At 41.6% G+C, this 25,731-nt stretch carries 20 protein-coding genes and 6 tRNA genes; 9 read left to right on the top strand and 17 right to left on the bottom strand.

Going from position 1 to position 25,731, the window contains the following annotated elements; translation table 11 throughout:
* Positions 1-155: 155 nt before the first annotated feature.
* A complete protein-coding gene (locus K5Q73_RS19820) occupies positions 156-1,412 on the top strand; it encodes a uracil-xanthine permease family protein (protein WP_220765184.1) in 1,257 nt (418 codons plus the stop codon).
* Positions 1,413-1,476: 64 nt separating this feature from the next.
* Here K5Q73_RS19820 and K5Q73_RS19815 read toward each other — a convergent pair whose 3' ends face one another.
* Positions 1,477-1,818 (bottom strand): Grx4 family monothiol glutaredoxin, encoded by a 342-nt coding sequence (locus tag K5Q73_RS19815; RefSeq protein ID WP_220765185.1) that lies wholly within the window; start codon positions 1,816-1,818, stop codon positions 1,477-1,479.
* A gap of 225 nt (positions 1,819-2,043) precedes the next feature.
* On the opposite strand from K5Q73_RS19815, the gene sodB reads away from it, so the two are divergent.
* The 4 genes from sodB (at position 2,044) to K5Q73_RS19795 (ending at position 7,634) form a co-directional block, all read left to right on the top strand.
* Positions 2,044-2,628 (top strand): superoxide dismutase [Fe], encoded by a 585-nt coding sequence (gene sodB / locus K5Q73_RS19810; RefSeq protein WP_220765186.1) that lies wholly within the window; start codon positions 2,044-2,046, stop codon positions 2,626-2,628.
* Between the two features lie 228 nt (positions 2,629-2,856).
* Positions 2,857-4,791: a PrkA family serine protein kinase gene (locus K5Q73_RS19805; protein WP_220765187.1), complete on the top strand. Its 1,935-nt coding sequence runs from the start codon at positions 2,857-2,859 to the stop codon at positions 4,789-4,791.
* Positions 4,792-4,841: 50 nt separating this feature from the next.
* Positions 4,842-6,110: a YeaH/YhbH family protein gene (locus tag K5Q73_RS19800; protein WP_220765188.1), complete on the top strand. Its 1,269-nt coding sequence runs from the start codon at positions 4,842-4,844 to the stop codon at positions 6,108-6,110.
* Between the two features lie 9 nt (positions 6,111-6,119).
* The gene (locus K5Q73_RS19795) at positions 6,120-7,634 is read left to right on the top strand and encodes a SpoVR family protein (RefSeq protein WP_220765189.1); all 1,515 of its coding nucleotides are present in this window, start codon (positions 6,120-6,122) and stop codon (positions 7,632-7,634) included.
* A 78-nt stretch (positions 7,635-7,712) separates the two neighbouring features.
* On the opposite strand, the gene rplY is transcribed toward K5Q73_RS19795, so the two are convergent.
* From rplY to K5Q73_RS19740, 11 genes are all read right to left on the bottom strand, one after another.
* Positions 7,713-8,000 carry a 50S ribosomal protein L25 gene (gene rplY, locus K5Q73_RS19790; protein ID WP_220765190.1) on the bottom strand — a complete coding sequence of 96 codons (288 nt, stop codon included), beginning with the start codon at positions 7,998-8,000 and terminating at the stop codon, positions 7,713-7,715.
* A 149-nt stretch (positions 8,001-8,149) separates the two neighbouring features.
* Complete coding sequence (locus K5Q73_RS19785; RefSeq protein WP_374706890.1) at positions 8,150-8,641, bottom strand: DUF882 domain-containing protein; 492 nt, start codon at positions 8,639-8,641, stop codon at positions 8,150-8,152.
* Between the two features lie 187 nt (positions 8,642-8,828).
* A complete protein-coding gene (locus K5Q73_RS19780; RefSeq protein ID WP_259650822.1) occupies positions 8,829-10,070 on the bottom strand; it encodes a murein L,D-transpeptidase in 1,242 nt (413 codons plus the stop codon).
* Between the two features lie 287 nt (positions 10,071-10,357).
* Complete coding sequence (locus K5Q73_RS19775) at positions 10,358-10,927, bottom strand: type II secretion system protein (RefSeq protein ID WP_220765193.1); 570 nt, start codon at positions 10,925-10,927, stop codon at positions 10,358-10,360.
* Positions 10,928-11,897: 970 nt separating this feature from the next.
* Positions 11,898-11,983, bottom strand: a tRNA-Leu gene (locus K5Q73_RS19770).
* A gap of 103 nt (positions 11,984-12,086) precedes the next feature.
* Positions 12,087-12,160: transfer RNA gene (locus K5Q73_RS19765), tRNA-Cys, on the bottom strand.
* A gap of 13 nt (positions 12,161-12,173) precedes the next feature.
* A tRNA-Gly gene (locus K5Q73_RS19760) sits at positions 12,174-12,249 on the bottom strand.
* 152 nt (positions 12,250-12,401) lie between these two features.
* Positions 12,402-12,950, bottom strand: coding sequence for a CDP-diacylglycerol--glycerol-3-phosphate 3-phosphatidyltransferase (gene pgsA / locus K5Q73_RS19755; protein WP_220765194.1), 549 nt, complete (start codon positions 12,948-12,950; stop codon positions 12,402-12,404).
* Between the two features lie 47 nt (positions 12,951-12,997).
* Entirely contained in the window at positions 12,998-14,827 is a 1,830-nt protein-coding gene (gene uvrC, locus K5Q73_RS19750) for an excinuclease ABC subunit UvrC (protein ID WP_220765195.1), read from the bottom strand.
* 19 nt (positions 14,828-14,846) lie between these two features.
* Entirely contained in the window at positions 14,847-15,491 is a 645-nt protein-coding gene (gene uvrY / locus K5Q73_RS19745; protein WP_012277434.1) for a UvrY/SirA/GacA family response regulator transcription factor, read from the bottom strand.
* A gap of 215 nt (positions 15,492-15,706) precedes the next feature.
* Positions 15,707-15,797, bottom strand: a tRNA-Ser gene (locus K5Q73_RS19740).
* A 238-nt stretch (positions 15,798-16,035) separates the two neighbouring features.
* Here K5Q73_RS19740 and K5Q73_RS19735 point away from each other — a divergent pair.
* Together K5Q73_RS19735 and fabA are read left to right on the top strand one after the other, a co-directional pair.
* Entirely contained in the window at positions 16,036-17,748 is a 1,713-nt protein-coding gene (locus K5Q73_RS19735; protein ID WP_220765196.1) for a S16 family serine protease, read from the top strand.
* Between the two features lie 66 nt (positions 17,749-17,814).
* The gene (gene fabA / locus K5Q73_RS19730; protein ID WP_012155191.1) at positions 17,815-18,330 is read left to right on the top strand and encodes a bifunctional 3-hydroxydecanoyl-ACP dehydratase/trans-2-decenoyl-ACP isomerase; all 516 of its coding nucleotides are present in this window, start codon (positions 17,815-17,817) and stop codon (positions 18,328-18,330) included.
* A gap of 132 nt (positions 18,331-18,462) precedes the next feature.
* Here the strand turns inward: fabA and rmf are convergent, their stop codons facing one another.
* The 5 genes from rmf to rlmKL all read right to left on the bottom strand — a co-directional run bounded on the left by rmf (position 18,463) and on the right by rlmKL (position 25,008).
* Positions 18,463-18,639 (bottom strand): ribosome modulation factor, encoded by a 177-nt coding sequence (gene rmf, locus K5Q73_RS19725; RefSeq protein ID WP_012155190.1) that lies wholly within the window; start codon positions 18,637-18,639, stop codon positions 18,463-18,465.
* A 196-nt stretch (positions 18,640-18,835) separates the two neighbouring features.
* Positions 18,836-20,695, bottom strand: coding sequence for a DUF3466 family protein (locus tag K5Q73_RS19720; protein ID WP_220765197.1), 1,860 nt, complete (start codon positions 20,693-20,695; stop codon positions 18,836-18,838).
* 30 nt (positions 20,696-20,725) lie between these two features.
* Positions 20,726-22,645, bottom strand: coding sequence for an ABC transporter ATP-binding protein (locus K5Q73_RS19715; RefSeq protein ID WP_220765198.1), 1,920 nt, complete (start codon positions 22,643-22,645; stop codon positions 20,726-20,728).
* Between the two features lies 1 nt (position 22,646).
* Complete coding sequence (locus K5Q73_RS19710) at positions 22,647-22,883, bottom strand: glutaredoxin family protein (protein WP_220765199.1); 237 nt, start codon at positions 22,881-22,883, stop codon at positions 22,647-22,649.
* On the bottom strand, positions 22,873-25,008 hold the full coding sequence (gene rlmKL, locus K5Q73_RS19705; protein WP_220765200.1) for a bifunctional 23S rRNA (guanine(2069)-N(7))-methyltransferase RlmK/23S rRNA (guanine(2445)-N(2))-methyltransferase RlmL: 2,136 nt from the start codon (positions 25,006-25,008) through the stop codon (positions 22,873-22,875). The genes K5Q73_RS19710 and rlmKL overlap by 11 nt, the downstream gene beginning before the upstream one ends.
* A gap of 415 nt (positions 25,009-25,423) precedes the next feature.
* Here rlmKL and K5Q73_RS19700 point away from each other — a divergent pair.
* Together K5Q73_RS19700 and K5Q73_RS19695 are read left to right on the top strand one after the other, a co-directional pair.
* Positions 25,424-25,498 (top strand) — tRNA-Tyr (locus tag K5Q73_RS19700).
* A gap of 40 nt (positions 25,499-25,538) precedes the next feature.
* Positions 25,539-25,615, top strand: a tRNA-Met gene (locus K5Q73_RS19695).
* Positions 25,616-25,731 lie beyond the last annotated feature (116 nt).

Below are 25,731 nucleotides of genomic sequence, written 5' to 3'. Positions count from 1 at the left end.
CAATAGGCAAAATTGTATCACATCTTTTATGCTTTAGGCCGAGTAAAAACTACGAGCTACGGTAAAGTCAATTAACGCATTTTAGAGATAACTCACACACACACCATGCAGAAACAGTTAGTATTGATAGGTTTACTTAAAATAAGAGAGAGATAATGAAAAACCTAACCATGCCTTTGCAGGGAGCGCAGATGCTGTTTGTCGCCTTTGGCTCTTTGGTGTTAATGCCATTGCTGACAGGCTTAGATACCAACGTTGCACTATTTACCGCCGGCATAGGTACCCTGCTATTCCAATTGATAACTAAACGTCAAATCCCAATTTTTCTAGCATCATCTTTTGCTTTCATCGCTCCTATTATGTACGGCGTACAGACCTGGGGAATTCCTTCTACAATGGGCGGATTGATGGCAGCTGGTATTGTTTATGTGCTTCTAGCTTCAGTGATTAAAGTCAGAGGCGGCGGTTTCATTAAGCGCTTACTCCCTCCAGTTGTTGTCGGACCTGTAATTATTGTCATCGGCTTAGGTCTAGCACCCGTTGCCGTTAACATGGCTGTTGGAAAAAGTGGAGATGGCAGCCTGGTTCTTGTTGAACAAAATGTCGCTCTTTTTATCTCTCTTGCCTCACTTATCACTACCATTGCCGTGGCTATTTTTGCAAAAGGTATTTTGAAATTAATGCCTATCCTTGCGGGTATTTCAGTTGGTTATGGTTTAAGCCTTGCTTATGGAATAGTTGACTTTACTCCGGTAAGAGAAGCGGCTTGGATCGCAATGCCAAACTTCGTCGCTCCAGAGTTTAACTGGCATGCCATTCTATTTATGATCCCTGTTGCAATCGCCCCTGCTGTTGAACATATTGGCGATATTCTTGCTATCTCGAACGTAACTGGAAAAGATTATCTAAAGAAACCAGGTTTACACCGCACATTAGCAGGTGATGGCGTGGCAACGATTGCCGCTTCAGCCTTTGGTGGGCCACCAAATACAACTTACAGTGAAGTCACCGGCGCAGTAACCCTCACGAAGAACTTTAACCCTGTTGTTATGACTTGGACAGCTATTACAGCTATTCTGTTTTCTTTCGTTGGTAAGTTAGGCGCACTACTACAAACAATTCCAGTACCTGTTATGGGCGGTATTATGTGCTTACTGTTTGGCTCGATTGCCGCAGTAGGTCTAAATTCTTTAATTAAGAACCAAGTTGACATGAATGAGCCTCGTAACTTGAGTATTGTTGGTATCACATTGGTATTCGGCATTGGCGGAATGGCATTCGGTATCGGTTCTTTCAGTCTTACGGGTATTAGCTTATGCGGGATCCTAGCGATCGTAATGAATTTACTACTTCCTGATAATGCTGCATCCCATGAAAAGATTATCAGTGAGAAAATCAATCCTCCTTCATAATTGCTATTAAATAAAAAAGCCCCAATAGGGGCTTTTTTTCGCTACAAATTATAACAAAAGAAGCTTAAGCTTGATCGTCTTCAGTCTTATATTTAGCAGCTGTTTCAGTAATAAGAGTCTGTAACTCCCCCTTCTGGTACATTTCAGTCAGGATGTCACAACCACCGATCAATTCACCTTCAATCCATAATTGAGGAAAAGTTGGCCAGTTAGCATATTTTGGTAGTTCGGCACGGATATCAGGGTGCTGAAGGATATCAACGAAAGCAAATTGCTCTTCGCAGTTAATCATGATCTGCGCGACCTGAGATGAAAAACCACAGCTTGGTAACTTTGGTGAGCCCTTCATATAAACGATAATTGGATTTTCGGCAATTTGCTGCTTGATTTTTTCTACAGTTTCCATTTTTCATTCCTGATTAAAACATCATTACATTCACTCCATTGTACGTCAGTATTTAGCAGAACAAAAACCTACTTTTTAAAGGGGTAATAACTAATAGAAATAATCGATTAAGTTAATCGCTCATTTTGAATAAACAATGATACACTTCACAAGTTTATTAGGTAAAATGTTCCGCAGTGAGCAAGAACGCACAAAATAACAAACCAGAGTTAACGGAGAAAACAAATGGCTTTTGAATTACCAGCATTACCTTACGCAAAGAACGCACTTGAGCCACACATCTCGGAAGAAACAATTAATTTTCATTACGGTAAGCATCACAACACTTACGTTGTTAAGCTTAACGGTTTAGTTGAAGGTACAGAACTTGAGCAAAAGAGCCTAGAAGAGATCATCAAGACCTCTACTGGTGGTATCTTTAACAACGCAGCTCAAATCTGGAATCACACTTTCTACTGGAACTGTCTATCACCAAATGGTGGCGGTGAAGCAACTGGCCCAGTAGCAGAAGCTATCGTTGCTGCCTTTGGTTCATTTGAAGCATTCAAGGCACAGTTTACCGATTCTGCAGTAAACAACTTCGGTAGCGCTTGGACATGGCTTGTAAAAAATGCAGACGGTAGTGTTGCAATCGTAAACACTAGCAATGCGGCGACTCCACTGACAGATGAAGGTGTTACACCAATCATGACTGTTGACGTGTGGGAACACGCTTACTACATCGACTACCGTAACGTGCGTCCAGATTATTTAGCGCACTTCTGGGAATTAGTTAACTGGGATTTTGTGAACGCAAACTTCACCGCTTAATCAGTTAATATCCTAGAAATGAATAAGGAGCCTTAGGGCTCCTTTTTTATTACATTTTTTAAAATGGCTAAATTTCTTATCAACTGCAACTATTGCAAATGCAACTATTTCTTATTGTTTTTATTTGGTTTTTTACAACACAGGTCTCATTTAACGTCTAACATTAAAGGTAGGAGGTAAGTTTTTTTGCCTCCTATCTTACCAATTTTGCGTTTCAGGGGGCCGATTATGAGTATATTTGAGCATTACCAACAGCGCTATGAGAAGAAGCTTGATGAAGAGTATTCATTAGAAGACTTCTTAGCTATCTGTAAAAAAGACAGGAGTGCTTACGCTTCGGCGGCTGAGCGCTTATTAATGGCGATCGGTGAACCCGAACTCGTCGATACATCTAAAGATCCTGTTCTAAGTCGATTATTCTCTAATCGTCTTATATCACGTTATCCAGCATTTAAAGATTTTTACGGCATGGAGGAAGCCATAGAGCAGATAGTTGCTTATCTAAAGCACTCAGCTCAGGGCTTAGAGGAATCAAAACAGATCCTTTATTTACTCGGCCCCGTCGGCGGTGGTAAATCATCACTTGCTGAAAAACTAAAAGCACTAATGCAAAACGTGCCCGTTTATGTACTTACCGCAGATGGGGTTCGCAGCCCTGTTAACGACCATCCATTCTGTCTATTTAATATCGATGAAGATGGCGATATTCTTAAGCAAGAATACAATATTCCAGATCGTTACCTTAAAACCATTATGTCTCCTTGGGCAGTTAAACGCCTGCATGAGTTTGGGGGTGATATCTCCAAGTTTAAAGTCGTCAAAGTCTATCCATCGATTCTCGATCAGTTAGCCATCGCAAAAACAGAGCCTGGTGATGAAAATAATCAGGATATTTCTTCATTGGTGGGTAAGGTCGATATTAGACAATTAGAGCACTTTGCCCAGCATGATGCTGATGCCTACTCATACTCTGGTGCCTTGTGCCGTGCTAACCAAGGTTTGATGGAATTCGTCGAGATGTTTAAGGCGCCAATTAAAGTTTTACATCCTCTGTTAACCGCTACCCAGGAGGGTAATTATAATGGTACAGAGGGGCTATCTGCGTTGCCCTTTAGTGGCATTATTCTCGCTCACTCTAACGAGTCTGAGTGGACTACATTTAGAAATAATAAGACAAATGAAGCATTTTTGGACCGAGTCTATATAGTCAAAGTCCCCTACTGTCTCAGAATGTCGAAAGAAGTCAAAATTTACCAAAAGCTATTGGCAAATTCAGAACTGGCTAATACCCCCTGCGCACCAGGTACATTAGAAACCTTGGCTCAATTTAGTGTCCTATCTAGGGTTATTGCTCCAGAGAACTCCTCTATTTATTCCAAAATGCGTGTATATGACGGGGAAAGTTTGAAGGATACCGATCCTAAAGCTAAATCCTATCAAGAATACCGCGATTATGCTGGCGTAGATGAAGGTATGCAGGGCTTGTCAACTCGTTTTGCATTCAAGATCCTTTCTAGAGTCTTTAACTTTGATCATACCGAGATTGCTGCTAATCCTGTTCATTTGTTTTATGTCTTAGAACGTCAAATTGAACAAGAGCAATTCCCGAGCGAAATGGCTGAGCGATATCTTGAGTTTTTAAAAGGTTACCTCATTCCTAAGTATGTAGAATTTATAGGTAAAGAGATCCAAACTGCCTATTTAGAGTCTTACTCTGAATATGGACAGAATATTTTTGACCGCTATGTTATTTATGCAGACTTCTGGATCCAAGATCAAGAGTATCGCGATCCTGAAACCGGTCAGCTTTTCGATAGAGCCGCTCTAAATTCTGAGTTAGAAAAAATCGAAAAACCAGCTGGGATCAGTAATCCAAAAGATTTCAGAAATGAAATAGTTAACTTTGTATTACGTGCTCGTGCAAACAACGAAGGGACTAACCCTTTATGGACAAGTTACGAGAAGCTCAGAACCGTCATCGAGAAGAAAATGTTCTCAAATACTGAAGACCTTTTACCGGTCATCTCTTTCAATGGCAAAACCTCTACAGACGACCAACGTAAGCATGATGACTTCGTCAATCGTATGATGGAAAAAGGCTACACCCAAAAACAAGTAAGACTACTTTCAGAATGGTATTTGAGAGTAAGAAAGTCTTCTTAAAAAGCCCAAGGGGGAGATCCTCTCCCCTTCTATTTGGCTAGGAGGTGCGCATGACAAGTTTCATTGATAGAAGGCTTAATTCTAAGGGAAAAAGTACCGTAAATAGACAGCGCTTTATTAACCGCTATAAAAAGCAGATTAAAAAAGCCGTTAGTGATGCGGTCACCCACCGAAGTGTTACCGATGTCGATAAGGGTGAAAAAATCAGTATTCCGACTCGAGATATCGGAGAACCCACTTTTCATCATGGTAATGGTGGTGTACGCGAACGCGTCCACCCAGGTAATGATAAATTTGCTCGCGGCGATCAAATTGAACGTCCCCCTTCAGGGCAAGGTCAAGGTGCGGGGCAAGGTGAAGCTTCTGATTCAGGTGAAGGCCAAGATGACTTTGTGTTTGAGATCTCAAAAGATGAGTATTTAGAACTATTATTTGAAGATTTAGAACTGCCAAATCTGCAAAACAATCGTTTAAATAAGTTAGTTGAATATCAGGTGTACAGAGCCGGTTTCACTAATGATGGCGTACCAGCCAATATTAATATTGTTCGGTCACTTCGTTCATCGCTTGCTAGACGAACGGCTATGACCTCAAGCAAGAAGGCTAAATTGAAGTCTCTTGAGGAGGAACTTTCACAACTAGAAAATACACCTGGATCACAGGCCGAACGGATCTTGGCGCTCAAGGAAGAGATTGTCGACTTAAAACAGCGTATTAAAAGAGTCCCGTTTATCGATACCTTCGACTTACGCTATAACAATTTCGCTAAACGTGAAGTCCCTTCTAGTCAAGCTGTTATGTTTTGCTTAATGGATGTATCTGGTTCCATGGATCAAGCAACTAAAGATATGGCGAAACGCTTCTATATACTTCTTTATCTGTTTTTAACTAGAACCTACAAGAACCTAGAAGTTGTGTATATCCGCCATCACACCCAAGCCAAAGAAGTTGATGAGCATGAGTTTTTCTACTCTCAAGAAACGGGTGGCACCATAGTATCAAGTGCACTTAAGTTAATGCATGAAATACAAAAGGAGCGTTACCCAGAGAATGAATGGAATATCTATGCCGCTCAGGCATCTGACGGAGATAATTGGGCCGATGACTCCCCCTCTTGTCACGATATCTTAGAAAAACAGTTACTCCCCGTTGTTCGCTACTTTAGTTATATAGAGATCACTAACCGCGCCCATCAAACACTTTGGCGCGAATATGAAGACCTACAAAAATCACACAGTAATATTGCCGTGCAACATATAAAACAAGCTGAAGACATATACCCGGTATTTAGAGAGTTATTTAAAAAACAAGCTGTTTAGGGGGCGATTATGGACAATCCAAAAAAGAGAACACCATTAGACGATGGTCCTGATTGGAACTTCGAATTATTGCAAACCTATCTAACCGAAATTGAACGGGTGGCAGAGTTTTACCGTTTAGATGCCTACCCCAATCAAATTGAAGTCATTACCGCAGAGCAGATGATGGACGCCTATGCAGGCATAGGTATGCCTATTGGTTATACCCATTGGTCTTTCGGCAAGCGCTTTATCGAGACTGAACAAGGTTATAAACGTGGTCAAATGGGGTTAGCTTATGAAATTGTTATTAACTCAGATCCTTGTATTGCCTATCTAATGGAAGAAAACACTATTACGATGCAAGCTCTAGTAATGGCTCATGCGAGTTTTGGGCACAATAGTTTTTTTAAAGGTAACTATCTTTTTAAAACCTGGACCGACGCAAGCTCAATTATTGACTATTTAGTTTTCGCTAAAAACTATATTAGCGAGTGTGAGGAGCTTTACGGTATTGATAAAGTAGAGAGTATCATCGATTCTTGTCATGCGCTTATGAGTTACGGTGTAGACCGATATAAGCGCCCAAGTGAGATCTCATTTAAAGAAGAGAAAATGCGCCAAAAAGATAGAGAAGCATATCTTCAAAGCCAAGTTAATGAGCTATGGCGTACAATTCCAGATCTTCCGCAAGAAGAGGCACAAGAAGAGACAAAACACTTTCCCTCTGAGCCACAAGAAAACATTCTTTACTTTATAGAAAAAAATGCGCCTCTGCTTGAGCCTTGGCAGCGTGAAATAGTGCGAATTGTGAGAAAAATGGGCCAGTACTTCTACCCACAAAAACAAACCCAAGTTATGAATGAGGGCTGGGCTACATTTTGGCACTATACCATTCTCAATCACCTATATGATGAGGGGTTAGTGACAGAACGTTTTATGCTTGAATTTTTACAAAGCCATACTAACGTAGTGGCGCAGCCTAACTACAACAGTCCTCATTACAGTGGTATTAACCCCTATGCTTTAGGCTTTAATATGTTTGTTGATATTAGAAGGATCTGTGAAAATCCAACTGAAGAAGATAAAGAGTGGTTTCCAGAAATTGCCGGAAGCGATTGGCTCACCACGTTACATTTTGCTATGGAAAACTTTAAAGATGAAAGTTTTATTAGCCAATATTTATCGCCTAATATCATGAGGCAGTTTAAGCTTTTCTCTGTGTTAGATGATGACAGAAAAAATCATATTAGTGTTTCGGCAATTCACGATGAAGAGGGGTATAAAGAAATTAGGCAAAAACTTTCCCAGCAATACAACCTGTCAAACTTGGAGCCAAATATTCAGGTGCAGAATGTTGATGTCACTGGCGACCGTTCAATTACCTTAAGATATATACCTAACGATAGGATCCCTCTGGCAGACACTTGCCATGAAGTCGTTAAACACCTGCATCGACTATGGGGCTTTGATGTAAAACTTGAGCAAAGTGATGAAAATAAATCGCAAATCATTTCATCTTGCCCAGAAAAAACCGACGCTTAAACAAAACCCCAAGCCGGTTAACTGTAGACATAAAAAAAGCGCCTAATATAGGCGCTTTTATCAAATCAACTTAAAAAATTAAGCGAATTTGAAGTCAACGTGTTCAATCATTGGCTTGAACGCGTGGCGTTGCATGTCTTGAACGCGAACTTTAACTTCTTTACCTTCTAGAGCGATAGTTAGCTCAGAAGTGTAGAAATCTTGGTTCTCTTGAATGTTGATGATATCTTTGTGTTCAAAAACAATAGAGATAGCTTCTTGACCTGGACCATAGATAACACCAGGAACTTTGCTCGCGTGACGTAGGCGGCGGCTCGAACCTTTCCCGATTTCAGTACGAACTTGTGCAGCGATAGTGTAAGACATATTTAACTCACTTAATAAAAATATATAAAATAAATAGTCACGATTTTCGACCAACCATGACTTGCTAAAAGCGGGCGGATTCTAGCACAGAAATTGTCTATTCACAAAGTTTATCAAACCACTCAGATTAACTTTGTTTACTTAAGCTATTACCAAGATCTGACAGGCCCGGTATCAATATGAATAAAGCCTGAATTAGGGTAATAGCCAACGCCGCCGAGCTTTAATTCCATTGCTGCTTCTCTAATATGAGCAAGCTTGACCCCGGGAAGTGCAAGATCTAATGCCATACCTTTCATATGGTAACTTTTCTTAGCAACCCCGCTACTTTTATTTGCTAGCATGGCGTTTGTTTTAGGTGAACGATAACCCGATATCACGTGTAAATCATCTTCAAAGCTCAACGACTCTCTTAATTGGAAAGCAAAATCGAATAAGCGCTTATCCATTGGTGCTGATTCATTTTGACGATGGTCACGAAGAACCTGACTAAAGTCAGTCAAAATTTCACTTTGATAATCACCATCTACCCAGTAGCTTCCTTGCCCGCGTTCACCTGTATGGCGGTTATAAAAACCTAAACTCCTAACCCCTTTAGTTGAACGACTTGCTTGAGCTTTAGATGGCAACATAGAAAACATTGCAACACCACCTAATCCTAATAATAACTGTCTACGCGAGGAACATACTACTGACACACTTACACCACTGACTACTTTTCCAACAAGTGGCAGGGAAATTACCCCGTCAAATGATAGAATGCAAGCAATCAGACTAAATTAGTAACAACTACTTTATAAGTCTTTGATTTTTGCTATTCCCCCTATACTAGGTCCCCTCCTGCAGCTGATAGATGTCATTTCTATACTGTGCTTGATTAGAATCATCTATCCAAGCAGTCCAATATACTAGATGAACATTAAGCGAGGAGTTTAGTGCAAACCACTGAGTACGTCTTCTATCCGCATGCCTATCCACCCATGTTTGCTTGTCTTTCACTAAATTTGCAGCCATCCAATTAGCTAAGCCTTGTACATTCTCAATTCTGATACAGCCTGAAGACAGCGCACGATTACTGCGCTGGAACAATTCGGGATCAGAGGTATCATGCAGATAGACACTAAAATCGTTAGGAAAGTAAAACTTATATCTTCCCAGAGTATTGTTGACACCGGGTCGCTGCACAAACGTAAAGGGAAACGGTCCTTTCGCTAGATCGCTCCATTGCTCTGCAGTTCTCACAACCAAATTATTTTTACGATCAAACACATCAAAGTTACGTTCCGAGATGTAATTTCCATCTTTTCTCACTTGAGGCAGAAGATCGTTATACATGATTTTTTTAGGGACACGCCAAGTTGGATTAATCACCACATTAGAAATCGAACTACTGATGATAGGTGTTGGTCTATAAGGCTTACCCACTATCACACGAGAAACCAGCTCGACTTCACCGTGATCAAATAGCTCCATCTCAAAGGCTGGGATATTTATCACAAGGAAGCGGTCATCTCTTTGCGCCATAAACTCAGCTCGTTGAATATAATTTTCAGCCAGAATAGAGGCTCGTTGTGCAGGAGTGACATTGAGCCACTTGAGTGTTTCAGGCCCTATTACCGCGTCAGCCTTTAGCCCATGACGAAGCTGAAATCGCTTTAGTGCTTCAACAATAAAGGAGCTTAATTCATTAGAGTCTGTTGCTGCATTGCTTGCATCCCCAAGAAGCCATAATCGCCTCGCAACGATTGGAATAATGGGATCGCTCTCCCCCGGACGGATTAAGTGGTCCAGAACAATTACCTGCCACCAATCCTGCTCAGCCAACCACTGTAAATGACGGATACGATTCTGAAGCTCAAGATATCCATTTAATTGTGGCTCGAGAGCCATCGCTCTTATTAAAGGATCATTTTGCTGAGTTAACTCTAAACTTCTAATTGCGATGTGTCGTTGAAGCCAAAATGCGCTGATATCGGCCTCAATTTTCATTAAGTCTGCTGCTGATGGGTTATTTTGAGAAAGTAATTGCTTATATTGATTAAACTTCTCGTCTGTTTCGACAAGGGCCATCAGTGATACCTGCTGGTATAGCATATTTTGAGCACGTGTTAGTCGCTCATTGCCGTAACTCTCTAAGCTAAAACAGCACAAGCAGATACAGCATATCAAACTACAAAAACGCATCTGACCCCCTATCAATATCTCTATTTCAAGTATGGCAAATAATTATGCTTTGTATATGACAGCGGAAGTAATTAAATCGCTAAGATTGTAAGTTACGATTATTTAAAGATAGTGAGACAAAAAAAGCTCCTGCTGAAGAGGAGCTTATGACACAAAGAGGCATTTATACGAAACTATTGGCCCAGTACGCTTCTAACAACTTCAGTCTTACCCGACCCCGGGTAATATTGTAACCGCCAGTTTTCACTGCCTCTTACAGGGTTATCTGCAATATAGTTATAGTAGCAGTAACCTGAAGGTGAACTGATATCGCCTCCTTGATACCAATAGACAATATCATTCCCCTTTACAAAGGGATCTCCGGAATGACTCACCAGTGTGTAATCATCGTTATCAAGCAAACCTTGCCATACCTCTTTGCAATATTCACCCAGTAGCTTTGTACCATTGTCGCTCTGTGAGGTATCTTTACCAAGTGGATAACCAGTAACAGAAGAGTCCAGCGTACCATCGCCATAGCAAGCCAAATCCACTTGATAACCAGTCTTACCTGAGGTAAGCCAGCAACTGTGGAACAGCTTTACTCCGGAAGTAAAGCTAGCAAAGGTGTTTTTTATCGTAGCGTCATGGGCATCTTGGCTCAAATTAATAAATTTGGGCGCAGCAATCACGGCTAGAATTCCTAATACAATGATCACCACAACAAGCTCGATTAGCGTAAAACCTTTAGCAAGAACTTTCATTTTGAATACCACTGTAATAACTTGAGCAATAACTGTCTTTATAATATACAGCTAGAGATACGCTTAGTCACTTGGACTGCTCACTTTTTTGAATTTTGTCTAACTAAAGTCTTTGCCAAGCGCATTTAGCTATGCCATTAAGATAAGAGCTGAAGCTCGCCCCGGAGTCCGTCGAGCCTTTTTCAGTGTGACCACCTGATAGACCAAGCAACTTTAAAGCCCCCTTTCTAGATTATTCACCATTCAAATTAGAGGCTAATAAACAAATCTCTTGTTTTCATAAGCTCTCGATCTCGCAAATACAAAAAGCCCCAGCTTATGCAGCAATGCCGGCCAGCTTTAGTTGACCACTACAAGCCCAAAGCTGATTCAAAACAGGCTCTTAGTATTAAAGGCTATAAACCACAAAGCGCTCACTAAGTTTGCTACACGGAGGACACGAAGAAAACAAAAAGCTTAGAGTGGCTTTTCTTCGTGCTCTTCGTGTCCTCGGTGGGCCATTCTTATCTTTCAAAGTCATATGGTTTCTCTGAGTAACCACCTTAAGTGACTGGTATTACTGCATATGCAGAGGCCTTAATGATGGTACCCGTAGCCAGACTTGAACTGGCACGCCTTACTTTGTGAATAGTGCGAGGCATCTTTTATAAAAGAAATCCATTATGTTGATATCATAAACGTCAGATACAAAAAAAGCCCCTGCTTATGCAGAGGCTTTAATGATGGTACCCGTGGCCAGACTTAAGCCGGCATATCTATTTGGCGAGGCGTCTCTTATAAACAGGGATCCATGTGCTTCTAGTAAAACGCTAGATCCCCCCCTACACGTGGCCAGACTTGAATTGGCACGCCTTACTTTATTAAGTGTCCGAGGGATTTATTATAGGTAAACTGCCGAGTTATGGGAGTGATCCCCCCTAATTCCCGAATACAAAAAAGCCTCCGCAATTTAATGCAGAGGCCTTAATGATGGTACCCGTGGCCAGACTTGAACTGGCACGCTTATTCAGCGAGGGATTTTAAATCCCTTGTGTCTACCGATTCCACCACACGGGCAAACTCTTTGATTCTGATGATATGTATTGTCGGTACCAATACTGCTTTATCCTGTTCGGATTAAAACTCACCAAATTCATGTTCTTATAACTATAACAAGTTATGGAGGCGCGACCCGGAGTCGAACCGAGATCGACGGATTTGCAATCCGCAGCATAGCCATTCTGCCATCGCGCCACATGATGTAAATTGGAGCGACATATCGGGTTCGAACCGATGACCTATACCTTGGCAAGGTATCGCTCTACCAACTGAGCTAATGTCGCATTTCAATTTAATCTGTAATCAAGCTGTTGCTTAGTTCGCTTCCCCTTGACTACGGAATGGCATTCTACCGATTTACCTCGAAGAGTCAACGCTATATTTATCGATAAATGGTTGTTTGACCACTTATTGATCTCATCGTTGTTTTTACGAGCTATTCTGCAGTTAAATCATTCCAAGCGGCCATTATATAACTCATCATTGACCAAAATGTTAGTACAGCTGCAACATAGAATAATCCGAAAGCGGCATAAGTTAAAAACTCGTTTGGCTGCCAAATCAAACCTGTGATGGCCACCATCTGTGCCGCCGTTTTATACTTACCAATCCAAGAGACTGCAACTGCACCACGCTTACCAATTTCAGCCATCCATTCTCGCAATGCCGAAATAACGATTTCACGACCAATCATGAAGAGCGCTGGAAGTGTTAGCCAAATGTTGCTGTATTCAGAAATAAGCAAGACTAATGCCGTTGTTACCATAATCTTATCGGCAACGGGATCAAGAAACGCACCAAAACGTGTCGATTGCTTTAACTTTCGCGCAGCATAACCATCTAGAGCGTCAGTAACGGCTGCGAGCCAAAAGACAAATGCAGCAGCAAAAGGAGACCAGGGTTCTGGTATATAAAAAAGTACAACAAAAACAGGAAGCAGAGCTAACCTGAAAAGTGTTAACGCAATAGGAATGTTAAACGGCATTTTAGAACCTAATATTCAAAAGCAGCGCCAATCTTGCCTTAATTTTGTTACCCTCGCAATGCATCATGTATCGTTTGTGCCATTTCTAGGCTAATACCTGGTACTTTTGCCAATTCAGATACACTTGCGCCTTTAACTTCTTGCAATCCGCCTAAATATTGCAGTAATGCTTTACGGCGTTTAGGTCCCACTCCAGCTATCGACTCCAACGTTGATGTGTTACGAGTTTTCTGCCGTTTATCTCTATGGCCAGTTATCGCAAAACGATGAGACTCATCACGAATGTGTTGGATAAGATGTAAGGCCCCTGAATCGGCAGGGAGTGAGAATGACTCTTCATTTTCACCATAGATCAGTGTTTCTAAACCTGGCTTACGTCCCTCACCTTTAGCCACGCCTATCAAAGTAGGTGGATTGTCTAGCGCCACGAACTTTTCATCCACCACTTTTTGAGCGATTCGTAACTGACCTATGCCGCCGTCGATAAACAGAATGTCGGGGATCTTACCTTTCTCATTAATTTTATCAAAACGTCGCGTTATCGCCTGCTTCATTGCTGCATAATCATCACCTGGCGTAATATCATGGATATTATAACGACGATAGTCAGCTTTACTTGGCCCTTCTCGATTAAACACTACACAAGATGCTACGGTGCTCTCACCCATAGTATGGCTAATATCGAAACACTCCATCCTCTGGATTTTATTCGTTGACTCAATAGCTTCCTCTAACAATAAGAAACGCTGTTCAATAGTGTTCTTATGGGACAAGCGAGTATTAACCGCATTGGTCGCATTGGTTAGGGCTAAGCGTAAAAAGCTCGCTCTTTCACCACGAACCTGAGTCTTTATCTCTACTTTCTTATGTTGCGCGGTCTGAATCGCATCAGCTAGCTCTGCTTGTTCTTCAAAAGCTTCGCTGATTAAGATCTCTTTCGGCGTTAACCGTTGGCTATCAGAATTGAGATAAAACTGCAGCATAAATGAACGTAAAACTTCGGACACTTCAGTATTTACAGGGACTTTGGGATAATAACTTCGACTTCCAAATATTTTGCCCTCTCGAATAAACAACAAGTGAAAACAAGCAACACCAGAAGCATAATAAGCTCCAATAACATCCATGTCGCCTGATGCATTCGATACTTCTTGCTGTTCAGAGACCCGCCTTAACGCAGTAATTTGATCCCGGAAAAGGGCTGCTTGCTCGTAACGCATATCACTAGCGGCTTGCTCCATCTTTTGAACAAGCGCCGACATCACTTGCTGATCCTTCCCCTTTAAGAACAATGACACCAGCCTTACCTGCTCTTGATAGTCCTCCTCAGACACTAAACCAACGCAAGGCGCGTTACACCTTCCTATCTGATACTGTAAGCAAGGGCGTGAACGTGACTTATAGTAAAGGTCGTCACATTGTCTAATTGGGAAGATTTTTTGTATTAGATGCAGGCTTTCTCGCACCGCCCCACCGTTTGGATAAGGTCCAAAATACTGACCTTTATCGCGTTTAGGACCGCGGTGATACGCCAACCGAGGATGCTGGTGGTTACTGAGAAGAATATAAGGGTAAGACTTATCATCACGTAGCAGTACATTATATTTAGGCATGTACTGCTTGATGTAATCATTTTCTAGGATTAGTGCATCGGTTTCACTGTGTGTTACCGTTACATCGATATTTGCAATATGGGAAACCAATGCCTGAGTTTTGACATTAGCTAAGTTTTTACGAAAGTAGGAGGTAAGACGCTTTTTTAAATCTTTAGCCTTACCCACATAGATAACGGATTCTTTGGCATCATACATCCGATAGACACCGGGTGATGATGTTACCGTCTTTAAAAATTGATTGGCATTAAACTCATCAGACATAAACTTTGCGGCTATTTAATTAAAATTGTCCAGTATCTAACATTTTATAGCGGATCGCTAAACGAGTCAGCTCTACATCGCCACCTATACCTAACTTAGCAAACAAGCGATAACGATAGCTATTGACGGTCTTAGGGCTTAGATTTAGCTGCTCAGAGATCTCACTGACTTTTTCACCATTAGTGATCATCAGCATGATCTGCAGCTCTCTTTCCGATAGCGATTTAAATGGATTCTCTTCAGATTGATTAAATTGACTCAGTGCCATCTGCTGCGCAATTTCTGGTGACAAATATCTTTGGCCGTGAGCCACTTGTCTAATCGCCTGTAGCACTTCTGGAGAGGTTGCACCTTTGGTTAAATAACCCGAAGCTCCAGCTTGCATCACTTTTGTCGGGAATGGGTCTTCTGTATGAATGGTTAGCACAATAATCTTGGCATGGGCTTGAAAACGTAAGATCTTACGTGTTGCCTCTAAACCACCAATACCGGGCATATTCATGTCCATCAAAATCACGTCAGCTTCGTTTTTGCGACACCATTGGACAGCAGTTTCACCGTCGCCAGCCTCGCCCACGACTTTAATGCCACGTTCATCTTCGAGGATCCGTCTAATTCCGGTTCTTACTAACTCATGGTCATCAACTAAATATACTGAGATCAAAGTCGCCTTACCTTTCGCAGTTCAACTTAAGACCTGCTATTGAACAGAGTTAAATTGATAATGTTATAAAGGTTAATTTATCGCATCTAACTGCATATAGAAAGTAAAATTTCCTATGGATCAACATAGAATCTTTTTAGTATGGTGAAGAATTTCAGTAACTTACAATGAGGTAAAAGCAAAAAGGCAGCCTTAATGGCTGCCTTTTCTAAATGTGGCGGAGAGATAGGGATTTGAACCCTAGATGGGCTATAAACCCATGCCGGTTTTCAAGACCGGTGCATTCGACCACTCTGCCATCTCTCCGAACGAGGTAAATATTATGCGTTTCCATTATTGATGTAAACCTATTTTAGATAAAATATCATCCACAAACGCTCTAGCGCTCAACAATTGGGCGATAAGCACAGGCTTTAAACAACAATGGCGAGTAATCTAACTACATACATGCTCAGACAACCAAATACATAGCCGATACGTTATCTGTCAAAGCCTACCGAAAAATGTGCTAGTATCAGCCTACTAAAAATAGACATACACTTTTATGAACTCAAACGTTATTCCTGCTTCGGCTCTTGTTCCAATTTTCAACCTTGCAGCTGAACAGGCGTTCATCCCTAGCGCTAAAGCAGATTTACTCGGGCAAGAGCGCAGTCTTAATGCATTTCGATTGCTAACAGCAACCAATAATCAGCACATGTATTTAGCTGATTACTTCGGCTGTAACCGAAAACGTATTATCGATGCATTGGTTATGGAACAAGGCCAATTTCCAGCGCTAAGCTTAATCCTTAATGAAGATAAGACCACAGCTTGGGTTGAACAGGATATTGCCGCCGTCACCTCGCAACTTGCGACTAAAACACAACAATATCAATACCTTTCTGGTTCAATACGAAAAGTAGACCTAATCGGTCGTTATCAAAGTGAAACCAAGACATATGAAGCGGGTCTTTTGGCAAATTGTCATTACCTGTTTATATGTGCCGATTCTTTATGGAAGAGAGAGAACCTTTGGGATCTTCTACTTGAGATCCTCGACAAGCAAAGTTACCAGGTTCACTCGCAGTTACCGCCTTTGGCACTGAACTGTAAAATCATTCTCATTGGTTCGAGTAACCAGTATGGTCACTGTTGGCTAGGTGAACCTAGTTTTTCACGCCACTTCCCATTACTTGGGGAATTAATCAATGAGATGGATTTATCAGAACATTCAACCGCAGAATACTGCCAATGGCTAGCTCGTATATTGAATGAACTCAATATAAGCTTAACTAGCTCGGCACTACTGCTATTGCTGCAATATAGCGCCAAACTCGCCGACCATCAGCAACGCTTAAGCCTCATGGCGACAAATTTAGAACACTTGTTAGCTCAAGCTAAAGTCTATGCTCAGAGCACTGAGATCTCGACACAAGCGCTATTACACAGTATTAGCATGACTAACCAGCGCCACAATGCATCTGAACGACTCTCTGAACAGAACTTTGATGACTTATTTATCAATTTGCCCACTCAAGATGAAATTATTGGCCAGATAAACGGTTTAACCGTTATAGAAAATGCTGAGTTTAGCTATGGAGAACCGGCGCGTATAACAGCATCTGTTCACTATGGAGATGGTGAAGTTGCAGATATTGAACGTAAATCAGAATTAGGCGGTAATATTCACGCCAAAGGAATGATGATCCTTTCAGCTTGTCTTTATCGGATTTTTGGTAAAGATGCCCCACTCCATCTCAATGCCAATATCGTGTTTGAGCAATCCTATCAAGAAATTGATGGCGATAGTGCCTCACTTGCTGAATATTGCTGTTTGATTTCAGCTATTTCTGAAAAACCAATTAAACAGAGTTTGGCAGCCACAGGTGCTATCGATCAATTCGGTAATGTACAAGCAATTGGCGGTGTGAATGAAAAAATTGAGGGATTCTTTAAGCTCTGTAAGCGTCGTGGCCTGACGGGACAGCAAGGAGTCATTATTCCTGCTTCTAACATGCAGCAGTTAAATTTGCATCAAGATGTTGTAGAGGCTATTAGAGCTGGCCAGTTCACCCTATATCAGGTCAAGCATATTGATGAAGCCGTCGAGATTTTGATGCAAACCCAAGCAGGCATCGCTGATGAGGACAACCAGTTCCCTGACGAGTCCCTTTATGGCCTAGTACAATCTCGATTAGAGAATTTGGCTGGTTATCAGGAAGAGGAAAAGTCTCTTTTTGCAAGACTCATCGATAAATTGAGATTTTCTAGCTGATCGGAGTTGTTTAGCGTACACGTGTTCGCTAACCTTGGCAGCTCAAATTGCTGGAGTATCAAAATAATGAGTAACGCAAATAGTTTTACCAAAGAAGATCTTATTGCCTGTGGACTTGGCAAATTGTTCGGACCTAATTCTCCGAGACTACCAAAAGACAACATGTTAATGATCGACCGCGTACTAAAAATTAACGCGGATGGTGGTGAGTACGGTAAAGGTGAGATTGTTGCGGAACTCGATATTAATCCAGACCTATGGTTTTTTGATTGTCATTTCGCCACAGACCCTGTTATGCCAGGCTGCTTAGGTCTTGATGCTATGTGGCAGTTAGTAGGCTTCTTCCTAGGATGGGAAGGCGCGGAGGGTAAAGGAAGAGCCCTAGGAGTAGGTGAAGTAAAGTTTACAGGTCAAGTATTACCTGAGGCTAAAAAAGTCACTTACAAGCTAACTATAAAGCGTAAAGTTTACCGTAAATTGGTCATGGGTATTGCCGATGCCACTATGGAAGTTGATGGCCGTGAAATCTATAGCGCAAAAGATCTCAAGGTAGGTATTTTTACCGATACCACTAGCTTCTAATACAAGCATTTCGCTAGCTTATACCGCAATAAAATGCCCTCTTATAAAGAGGGCTAAATTGTTTCTCAACGATTGTTTACTTCAAGATAATTCTTAGAATTTCGGTTACTGAGTCTTGTTTATTAAACTGTATTACTTATTAAACAAACCGCTCAGCCGACCATCAATGCCTTCACGCCAACCTCCAAGCCATTGTGATTTTGAATCAAGTGTCGAATAAGGACATATCTCCTTCGACCGGCCACCAATTCCTGCTTGAAAGCCTTTCGAAAAAGCTCTATCTAATCGATCTCTTTTTTGTCTTTTCATGCAAGCATCCTCTCTGAGATAACAAAAGAAGCTAACGCTTCACCTCCATAAATAATGCTTTTTAGACTTGAGATCAATGCCTAAAAAACACTCATCGAGTGCTTATTATTTAAGCTACTGAGAAATATTACAATTTTAATGCAAAAAAAATCGAGGCTATTAGCCTCGATTCAACTCTTTTACATCGCGTATTTGTTTACTTAACTCGGCGTCTAAACCATAGCAATGGTAAAGCAAATAACCATGCAAAGCTTGCTGCACCTTTGCGCTCATAGTTGTCGTTACTACCATCATCATCGATGACGGTACAGGCTTCTGCACCAGAGGTGCTTGGTTGTAGCACAACCATACGTGGTAAGAATGAAGTAACTGGATCGCCGTAGCCGTTAATCTCAAAGAATGGTAAACCATTATCACCAATAATGATGTTTCCTTCATCATCGAATTTGTATGAAGGTTTACGAATAAACGCTGTTCCGACTATTGTGCCATCTTCGTTGATACTGTTACCCTCAACAACGAGGATCTCACTCTTGTAAGTTAACGTTTTACCCGAGCCATCTTGAACTTCAACTAAATTACGCTCCCACTGCCCTTCAGTATTCTTCTTATAACCTTTAGATTCACAAGTTAGTAAATCATTGACGTTATTGAACTCTTTTGATGGTAGATCATACAAGAAAGCTGCTTTTGGACGAGGTTTTTCTTTATCATGGGTGGTTTCGATGTAACCAACAACCTGACCTTGGTTGTTAATATCACGGCCACGGCTGCTTAAATCCGAAATACTGTTATAGAAATCGTTTGGTGTAACAAGCGCTGTTTCTGGATTGTTCGTATCGAAGTAGAAGAACTTATCACGACGATAGCCATCGATGTACTTATTATAACTTCCGACTAAAATACCATTATCGTTGATATCATAAGCAATTGATGAAAGAACATCTTCTACTTTATCAACATCGACCCAATTATACTTGTACTCGCCATTAGTATCTTTAGTCCAGTAAGCAGCATCGTAGTACAATCTATCTTTATCATTTTTACGATAAACATAAGAGCGACCTGCAACGACGCCATCATCGTTTAGCCCGAGGCCCTGAGCGCTATAAACACTATCATTTGTGACTTCTAGCCCTAACGGCAACAAAGTCGCTGTAGGTGTGTCATTTCCGGCTTCATATTGCCAAACATAGCCGCGGATCTGGTACTGAATATCGCTATAGCCATACTGATTTGGGAACTGAGCAGCCTGAATACAGATCTCTTGTGGTGCGGTGTCGCTGTCGTTGTCAACACAGGATTTAACGATATTGGCGCTGTTATCACTAATTTCAGTACTGGCATAACCAGTGACTAAACCACTCGTATTAACGGCCGAGGCACTAGAGAAACCACCGACATTAATAGTCTGTTCACTTGACTCACCTTCCTTATAAATATACTCAGTATAAGGAGGCTTTAACGGGATTTCAGTATCGGTACCAGATTTTACAAAGCCACGCTGCTCATAGTCCCGGTAGTACCAAAACTCTTGGGTATCGCTAGTGCCTGTGTACTCTAATGGTATTTCCTTTGCCGTCATAGCCCCCACTTTTAAGCCACTGTCATTGATATCATAAAAGAATGTATCAACTGAGTTAACGGTGGCCTCGTCTTCAGGGAACGTCGGAGCAGTAGTGCCATTAACGCTTTCAAAGACTGGCATCCACTCGTTACCGACAGAATTAAAAGTAAAGTTGTTAGCAATAATAGGCAAGTTAACTGAGTAAGTAATCGTTTCAGAATCTGCGACACCGTCTTCAATATCGATGACACCATCATCATCTTCTGACACAGTAAGCTTCTTTTTACCTTTAGCGGCACCGACGGCTTCATTATTAGCATTGACAGCCATACCATAGCCGTTACGGGTATTATCAATGGTGCCATTTAGATTATAAGTATCTAGGTCGATGTTAATAATTTCATAAACAGGTGCAGCTTGCACACCTTGAAGTACGCTTAATACACCAACGGCTACTAACGATAGGGTTTTATCCAACTTAAACTTCATTAACTCGCTTCCTATTTCTTATTTTTTAGCTTACTTCAATGATTCGAGCTCTTCCCATCGCTCAAAGCAACTTTCAAGCTGACTTTCCTTATCGGACAAGGCTTTCAAGTTTTCATTCACTATTTTTTGCTCCTGAGCATAAAACTCAGGTGAGCTAACAACAGTTTGCAATGCTTCGATATCTTGCTCTAGCTGCTCCATTAAGGCCGGTAAAGACTCTAACTCGTGCTGTAGCTTATACGAAAGTTTCTTCTGAACTTTCTTCTCAACAGCTGGTGCAACCTGCTTAACTTCTACTACTGGTGCTTGGACAGCATTGATCGCCTGAGGTTCCTCAGAGTAAAACCTAGCCCCTTGAGAAACGGCATCTTCATAGCCGCCAACATACTCGCTCCAGCCACCATTACCGGTAAACCACCAGCTACTGGTTACGGTATTGTCAATAAATGCACGATCGTGACTCACAAGCAATAGCGTACCTTTATAATCCGCAAGCAGTGACTCTAACAATTCTAGGGTCTCAATATCAAGGTCGTTGGTTGGCTCATCGAGAATAATCAGGTTTGCAGGTCTTAATAATAAACGTGCTAACAATAGACGGTTCTTCTCACCACCAGACAGGGCCTTCACAGGCGTTCTAGCGCGCATAGGCGAGAACAAAAAGTCTTGTAAATAGCTCAAGATATGACGATCTTGACCGTTGATAGTTACCGTTTTCTTGCCTTCGCCAACGTTATCTTCAACCGTCTTCTCAGGATCGAGTGCTTCACGATATTGATCAAAGTAAGCAATTTCAAGTTTAGTACCCACTTTTACGCTACCGGATTGCGCTTCTAACTGACCAATCAACAGTTTAACAAGAGTCGATTTACCACAGCCGTTAGGACCAATCAGTGCTATACGGTCACCGCGCATAACTGTAGAACTAAAGTTCTTAACCAAGTTTTTCTCTGGTAAATTGTACTCAAGGTTTTCAATATCAAACACCAACTTACCCGAGCGGTCTGTATCGGCAACAGCCATCTTTGCGCCACCTTGGCGATTAAGACGAGCCATACGCTCTACACGTAGATCTTTAAGAGCACGAACGCGACCTTCATTACGGGTACGTCGAGCTTTTACGCCTTGACGGATCCAAGCCTCTTCTTCAGCTAACTTTTTATCGAAATGAGCATTTTGTTCAGCTTCAACACGAAGCCATTCCGCTTTACCATCTAAGTAGGTTTGGTAATTGCCAGGCCAAGAGGTCACTACGCCGCGATCTAAATCAACGATACGAGTAGCCATGCGCTGAATAAAGCCGCGGTCGTGACTAACAAATACAATAGCGCCACGGTAGCTCAACAAAAATTGTTCTAACCACTCAATGGTGTCGATGTCTAAATGGTTGGTCGGTTCATCAAGCAGCAATAGATCTGGGTCGCTTACCAATGAGCGTGCCAGAGCCACTTTACGTTGCCAGCCACCAGATAACTCAGATAGTGCGGCATCGGCGTCTAAACCAAGTAACTCACAGTTTTGATTGATTCGATTATCAAGCTGCCAGCCGTTAAGATGATCGATATCGTCTTGTAGACGCTCCATCTGCTTAAGCATACGCTCCATTTCATCTGGAGACGCAGTTGCTAAATCATGTGAAAGCTGATGATAACGCTCTAACTTTTCTCCGACCTCTTGCAAGCCTGCAGCAATATACGCATATACCGTGCCCTGCTCTGCCTTAGGCGGATCTTGTTGTAAACGACTAACCTTTACGTCGGTAGCGATGTTGAACTCGCCTTCATCAAGTAGCACGTCACCACTTAACACTTTCATCAAACTCGACTTACCGGCGCCATTACGACCTACTATACAAACTCGCTCACCGGGTTCAATGGTAAAATCTGCTTTTTGCAATAATGGGGTATAACCGTAGGCTAAAGAGCCGTTATTAATACGTACGAGACTCAACTTACGCTCCTAAAAATTCTTCTAATGCTTCGAGATCAAACGGCCAATTAAGTTCATTTTGACTGTCGACAATTTTGACGACTGGAATTCGAATGCCATATTGTTCAGCTAAGTGTTCATCATCGCAGATATCCAAGGCGTCATATTTTACACCATTCTGTATGAGTAACTCAGCTGCAAGCTCACACAGATGACACGCATCTGTGTGATATAAAATAACCGAGGCGTTAGCCTGCATGGGTGATTAACCAAGTATTATGAATATGTGGATTGCGCTTGAAATCCAGTGGCAGCGTTTGATTATCGATATTTTTAACCGACATCCCCTGTGCTTCCAGACTTGCAATCTCCATTTTAAATTTGCGTTTATTGTTAGAGAAAATGATTTCTCCACCTGGATTTAGCAACTTAAATACGTCAGTCAACATAGCGACGTGATCCCGTTCAACATCAAACGAGTCTTCCATACGCTTAGAGTTAGAGAAAGTCGGTGGATCGATGAAGATAAGGTCAAATCTATCGTGAGTTCGTTTCATCCACTGTAAACAGTTAGCTTGAACAAACTGATACTTATCACTATTTAAACCGTTTAGTGCAAAGTTTTCTTTTGCCCAGTCGATATAAGTATTTGACATATCGACTGTTGTTACAGACGTTGCCCCACCAAGTGCCGCATGTACAGACGCAGAACCAGTATAAGAGAAGAGATTACAAACACTGCGACCTTTTGATTTTTCACCCACAAGTTTACGTGTTAAACGGTGATCAAGAAACAGTCCAGTATCTAAATATTCTTTTAGATTTAACTTAAACTTTGCACCATATTCTGTGGTGATAAGTTCAAGTTTGTTAGCAACTAGCTTCTCATATTGATTAGTACCCTTCTTACGTTCACGGGTTTTCAAAATAATATGGTTAGGATCAATGCCAATTGCGCTAGGCAAAGAGATTAAAACGTCTGTAAGACGACGTTTAGTCACGGCTTCTGGAATTTGTGATGGCGCTGAGTATTCTTGGATCACAACGTAATCAAGATACTTATCTACTGCCACATTGTATTCAGGTAAGTCGGCATCGTATAGTCGGTAACTATCGATCCCCTCTTTTTTAGCCCACTTTTCTAACTGCTTAAAATTCTTTTTAATACGGTTAGCAAATGGCACAGCAATATCACTGACATCGCCTTCTATTTTGATATTAGCTGGATCGACCCTGCGTGTGTTTTCAGCATGAACAGTATAAAGGTTAAACGCACACTCGAGCGCGCCATTATTCATCTTCATCTGCTTATCAGCTTTCAGTTTCAACGCAGATAGCAATTCAACATCACTATTTAAAATAGCAATGCTCCAACCACCAAACTCTGCCTTAAACTTGTCACCTAACTGGTAATACAATTGCAGTAACGATGTTACGTTGCCTAGGCGCTCGCCGTATGGCGGGTTAGAGATTAAGAAGCCAGATTCTACTGGCACATCAATAGTTAATGCATTGTCAACACTGAAGTCAATTAACTCAAGTACGCCTGCGTTTTCCGCGTTACGTTTTGCTAACGCAACTAGGCGAGAGTCAATGTCTGAACCGAAAAACTTAGTTTCGCAACGGGTTTTACCAATAGAGGCTCGGGCTTGAGCTTCATTTAAGAGCTCTTCCCAAACTTTCTTGTTATGCGGTAACCAATGGTCAAAACCAAAGCGTTCACGGTGAATACCAGGCGCGATATCACAAGCCATCATGGCTGCTTCAATCAAAATAGTGCCACTACCACAGAACGGGTCGAGCAAATCAACTTTATCTGCCTGCCAACCACTACGAACAAGCATGTTTGCAGCGAGGTTCTCTTTTAGAGGTGCTTCACCCGTTGTTGAACGGTAACCACGCTTGTGCAGTGCAGGACCAGAGAAATTGAAACCGATCGTGATTTCACCACGTCTGAAATGGGCATCGATTCTAAAATCCGCATCAACTCTTTCAACGTTTGGACGGCTAAAATCGTCATCACGAAAACGGTCAACAATCGCATCTTTAATTTTTAAAGCACCGAATTGGGTGTTTTTGATAAAACCGCCCAAACCGTGGAAATCAATACTAAATGTACTGCGATTCGAAAACTGCATTTGCCAATCAATACCATAGGCAGCGTTATACAGTTGCTCTGGAGATTCACAAGGTCCTTTATAAATGACAAAAATGATTCTGCTCGCTAAACGCGACCATAGCGTTATACGATATCCGAGCTCCAACGGAGCAGTAAAGTAAACCCCGGCAACACTTTCTTTAATTTCAGAAGCGCCTAGCTCGGCAAGCTCAAGTGATAACGCGTATTCATAGCCCCGTGGAGCTGCAGCAAAAAAATTTAACATTGATAGTCGACACACAGTAAAAATTAGTTAGGCATTATACCTGCTAGCGTCAACAAAAGATAAAAGTTATTGGTTAAAGCCTAATTAAAAACCACTAATAACGGTTTTAGGTCCATCAAATTGAGAAGCGTCCAATAAACAAGCATATAAACAATTAATAATAAAAGTTTCTTGCAATGCATGTAAGCCATCGCTATAGTTCGCCACCTCTTCAGGACAGGCACTGAGTTTTAACTTAGTTTGTAGTGTTTTGAAGGGGTGAAATCGGATGCGAGATCGAGCAGCATAAAAGCTACTCGGACTTAATTCTTTATAAAAGAAAGGCGAAGGTCGTTGTCATTTCTGTTATAGAAAGTTAACCAGCTTCTGTAACCACTTCCTTATAATGAAGTAAAACTAATAAATACAATTCGGACGCGGGATGGAGCAGTTTGGTAGCTCGTCGGGCATAACCCGAAGGTCGTTGGTTCAAATCCAGCTCCCGCAACCACTTCCTTATAATGAAGTAAAACTAATAAATACAATTCGGACGCGGGATGGAGCAGTTTGGTAGCTCGTCGGGCTCATAACCCGAAGGTCGTTGGTTCAAATCCAGCTCCCGCAACCACTTCCTTATAATGAAGTAAAACTAATAAATACAATTCGGACGCGGGATGGAGCAGTTTGGTAGCTCGTCGGGCTCAACTATTTATAAAAGCTAGGCGAAGGTCGTTGCCAGTTCTT

Source organism: Shewanella sp. MBTL60-112-B2 (assembly GCF_019655055.1).
In the GTDB taxonomy this organism is placed as follows: Bacteria; Pseudomonadota; Gammaproteobacteria; order Enterobacterales; family Shewanellaceae; genus Shewanella.
This window is presented reverse-complemented; position numbering and strand designations above follow the sequence as displayed.

Excerpts from the sequence above, each read along its gene's own strand:
- K5Q73_RS19820 (WP_220765184.1), top strand. The coding sequence starts at position 156 with ATGAAAAACCTAACCATGCCTTTGCAGGGAGCGCAGATGCTGTTTGTC.
- K5Q73_RS19815 (WP_220765185.1), bottom strand. The coding sequence starts at position 1,818 with ATGGAAACTGTAGAAAAAATCAAGCAGCAAATTGCCGAAAATCCAATT.
- sodB (WP_220765186.1), top strand. The coding sequence starts at position 2,044 with ATGGCTTTTGAATTACCAGCATTACCTTACGCAAAGAACGCACTTGAG.
- K5Q73_RS19805 (WP_220765187.1), top strand. The coding sequence starts at position 2,857 with ATGAGTATATTTGAGCATTACCAACAGCGCTATGAGAAGAAGCTTGAT.
- K5Q73_RS19800 (WP_220765188.1), top strand. The coding sequence starts at position 4,842 with ATGACAAGTTTCATTGATAGAAGGCTTAATTCTAAGGGAAAAAGTACC.
- K5Q73_RS19795 (WP_220765189.1), top strand. The coding sequence starts at position 6,120 with ATGGACAATCCAAAAAAGAGAACACCATTAGACGATGGTCCTGATTGG.
- rplY (WP_220765190.1), bottom strand. The coding sequence starts at position 8,000 with ATGTCTTACACTATCGCTGCACAAGTTCGTACTGAAATCGGGAAAGGT.
- K5Q73_RS19785 (WP_374706890.1), bottom strand. The coding sequence starts at position 8,641 with ATGTTTTCTATGTTGCCATCTAAAGCTCAAGCAAGTCGTTCAACTAAA.
- K5Q73_RS19780 (WP_259650822.1), bottom strand. The coding sequence starts at position 10,070 with ATGGCCCTTGTCGAAACAGACGAGAAGTTTAATCAATATAAGCAATTA.
- K5Q73_RS19775 (WP_220765193.1), bottom strand. The coding sequence starts at position 10,927 with ATGAAAGTTCTTGCTAAAGGTTTTACGCTAATCGAGCTTGTTGTGGTG.
- pgsA (WP_220765194.1), bottom strand. The coding sequence starts at position 12,950 with ATGCCGTTTAACATTCCTATTGCGTTAACACTTTTCAGGTTAGCTCTG.
- uvrC (WP_220765195.1), bottom strand. The coding sequence starts at position 14,827 with ATGTCTGATGAGTTTAATGCCAATCAATTTTTAAAGACGGTAACATCA.
- K5Q73_RS19735 (WP_220765196.1), top strand. The coding sequence starts at position 16,036 with ATGAACTCAAACGTTATTCCTGCTTCGGCTCTTGTTCCAATTTTCAAC.
- fabA (WP_012155191.1), top strand. The coding sequence starts at position 17,815 with ATGAGTAACGCAAATAGTTTTACCAAAGAAGATCTTATTGCCTGTGGA.
- rmf (WP_012155190.1), bottom strand. The coding sequence starts at position 18,639 with ATGAAAAGACAAAAAAGAGATCGATTAGATAGAGCTTTTTCGAAAGGC.
- K5Q73_RS19720 (WP_220765197.1), bottom strand. The coding sequence starts at position 20,695 with ATGAAGTTTAAGTTGGATAAAACCCTATCGTTAGTAGCCGTTGGTGTA.
- K5Q73_RS19710 (WP_220765199.1), bottom strand. The coding sequence starts at position 22,883 with ATGCAGGCTAACGCCTCGGTTATTTTATATCACACAGATGCGTGTCAT.
- rlmKL (WP_220765200.1), bottom strand. The coding sequence starts at position 25,008 with ATGTTAAATTTTTTTGCTGCAGCTCCACGGGGCTATGAATACGCGTTA.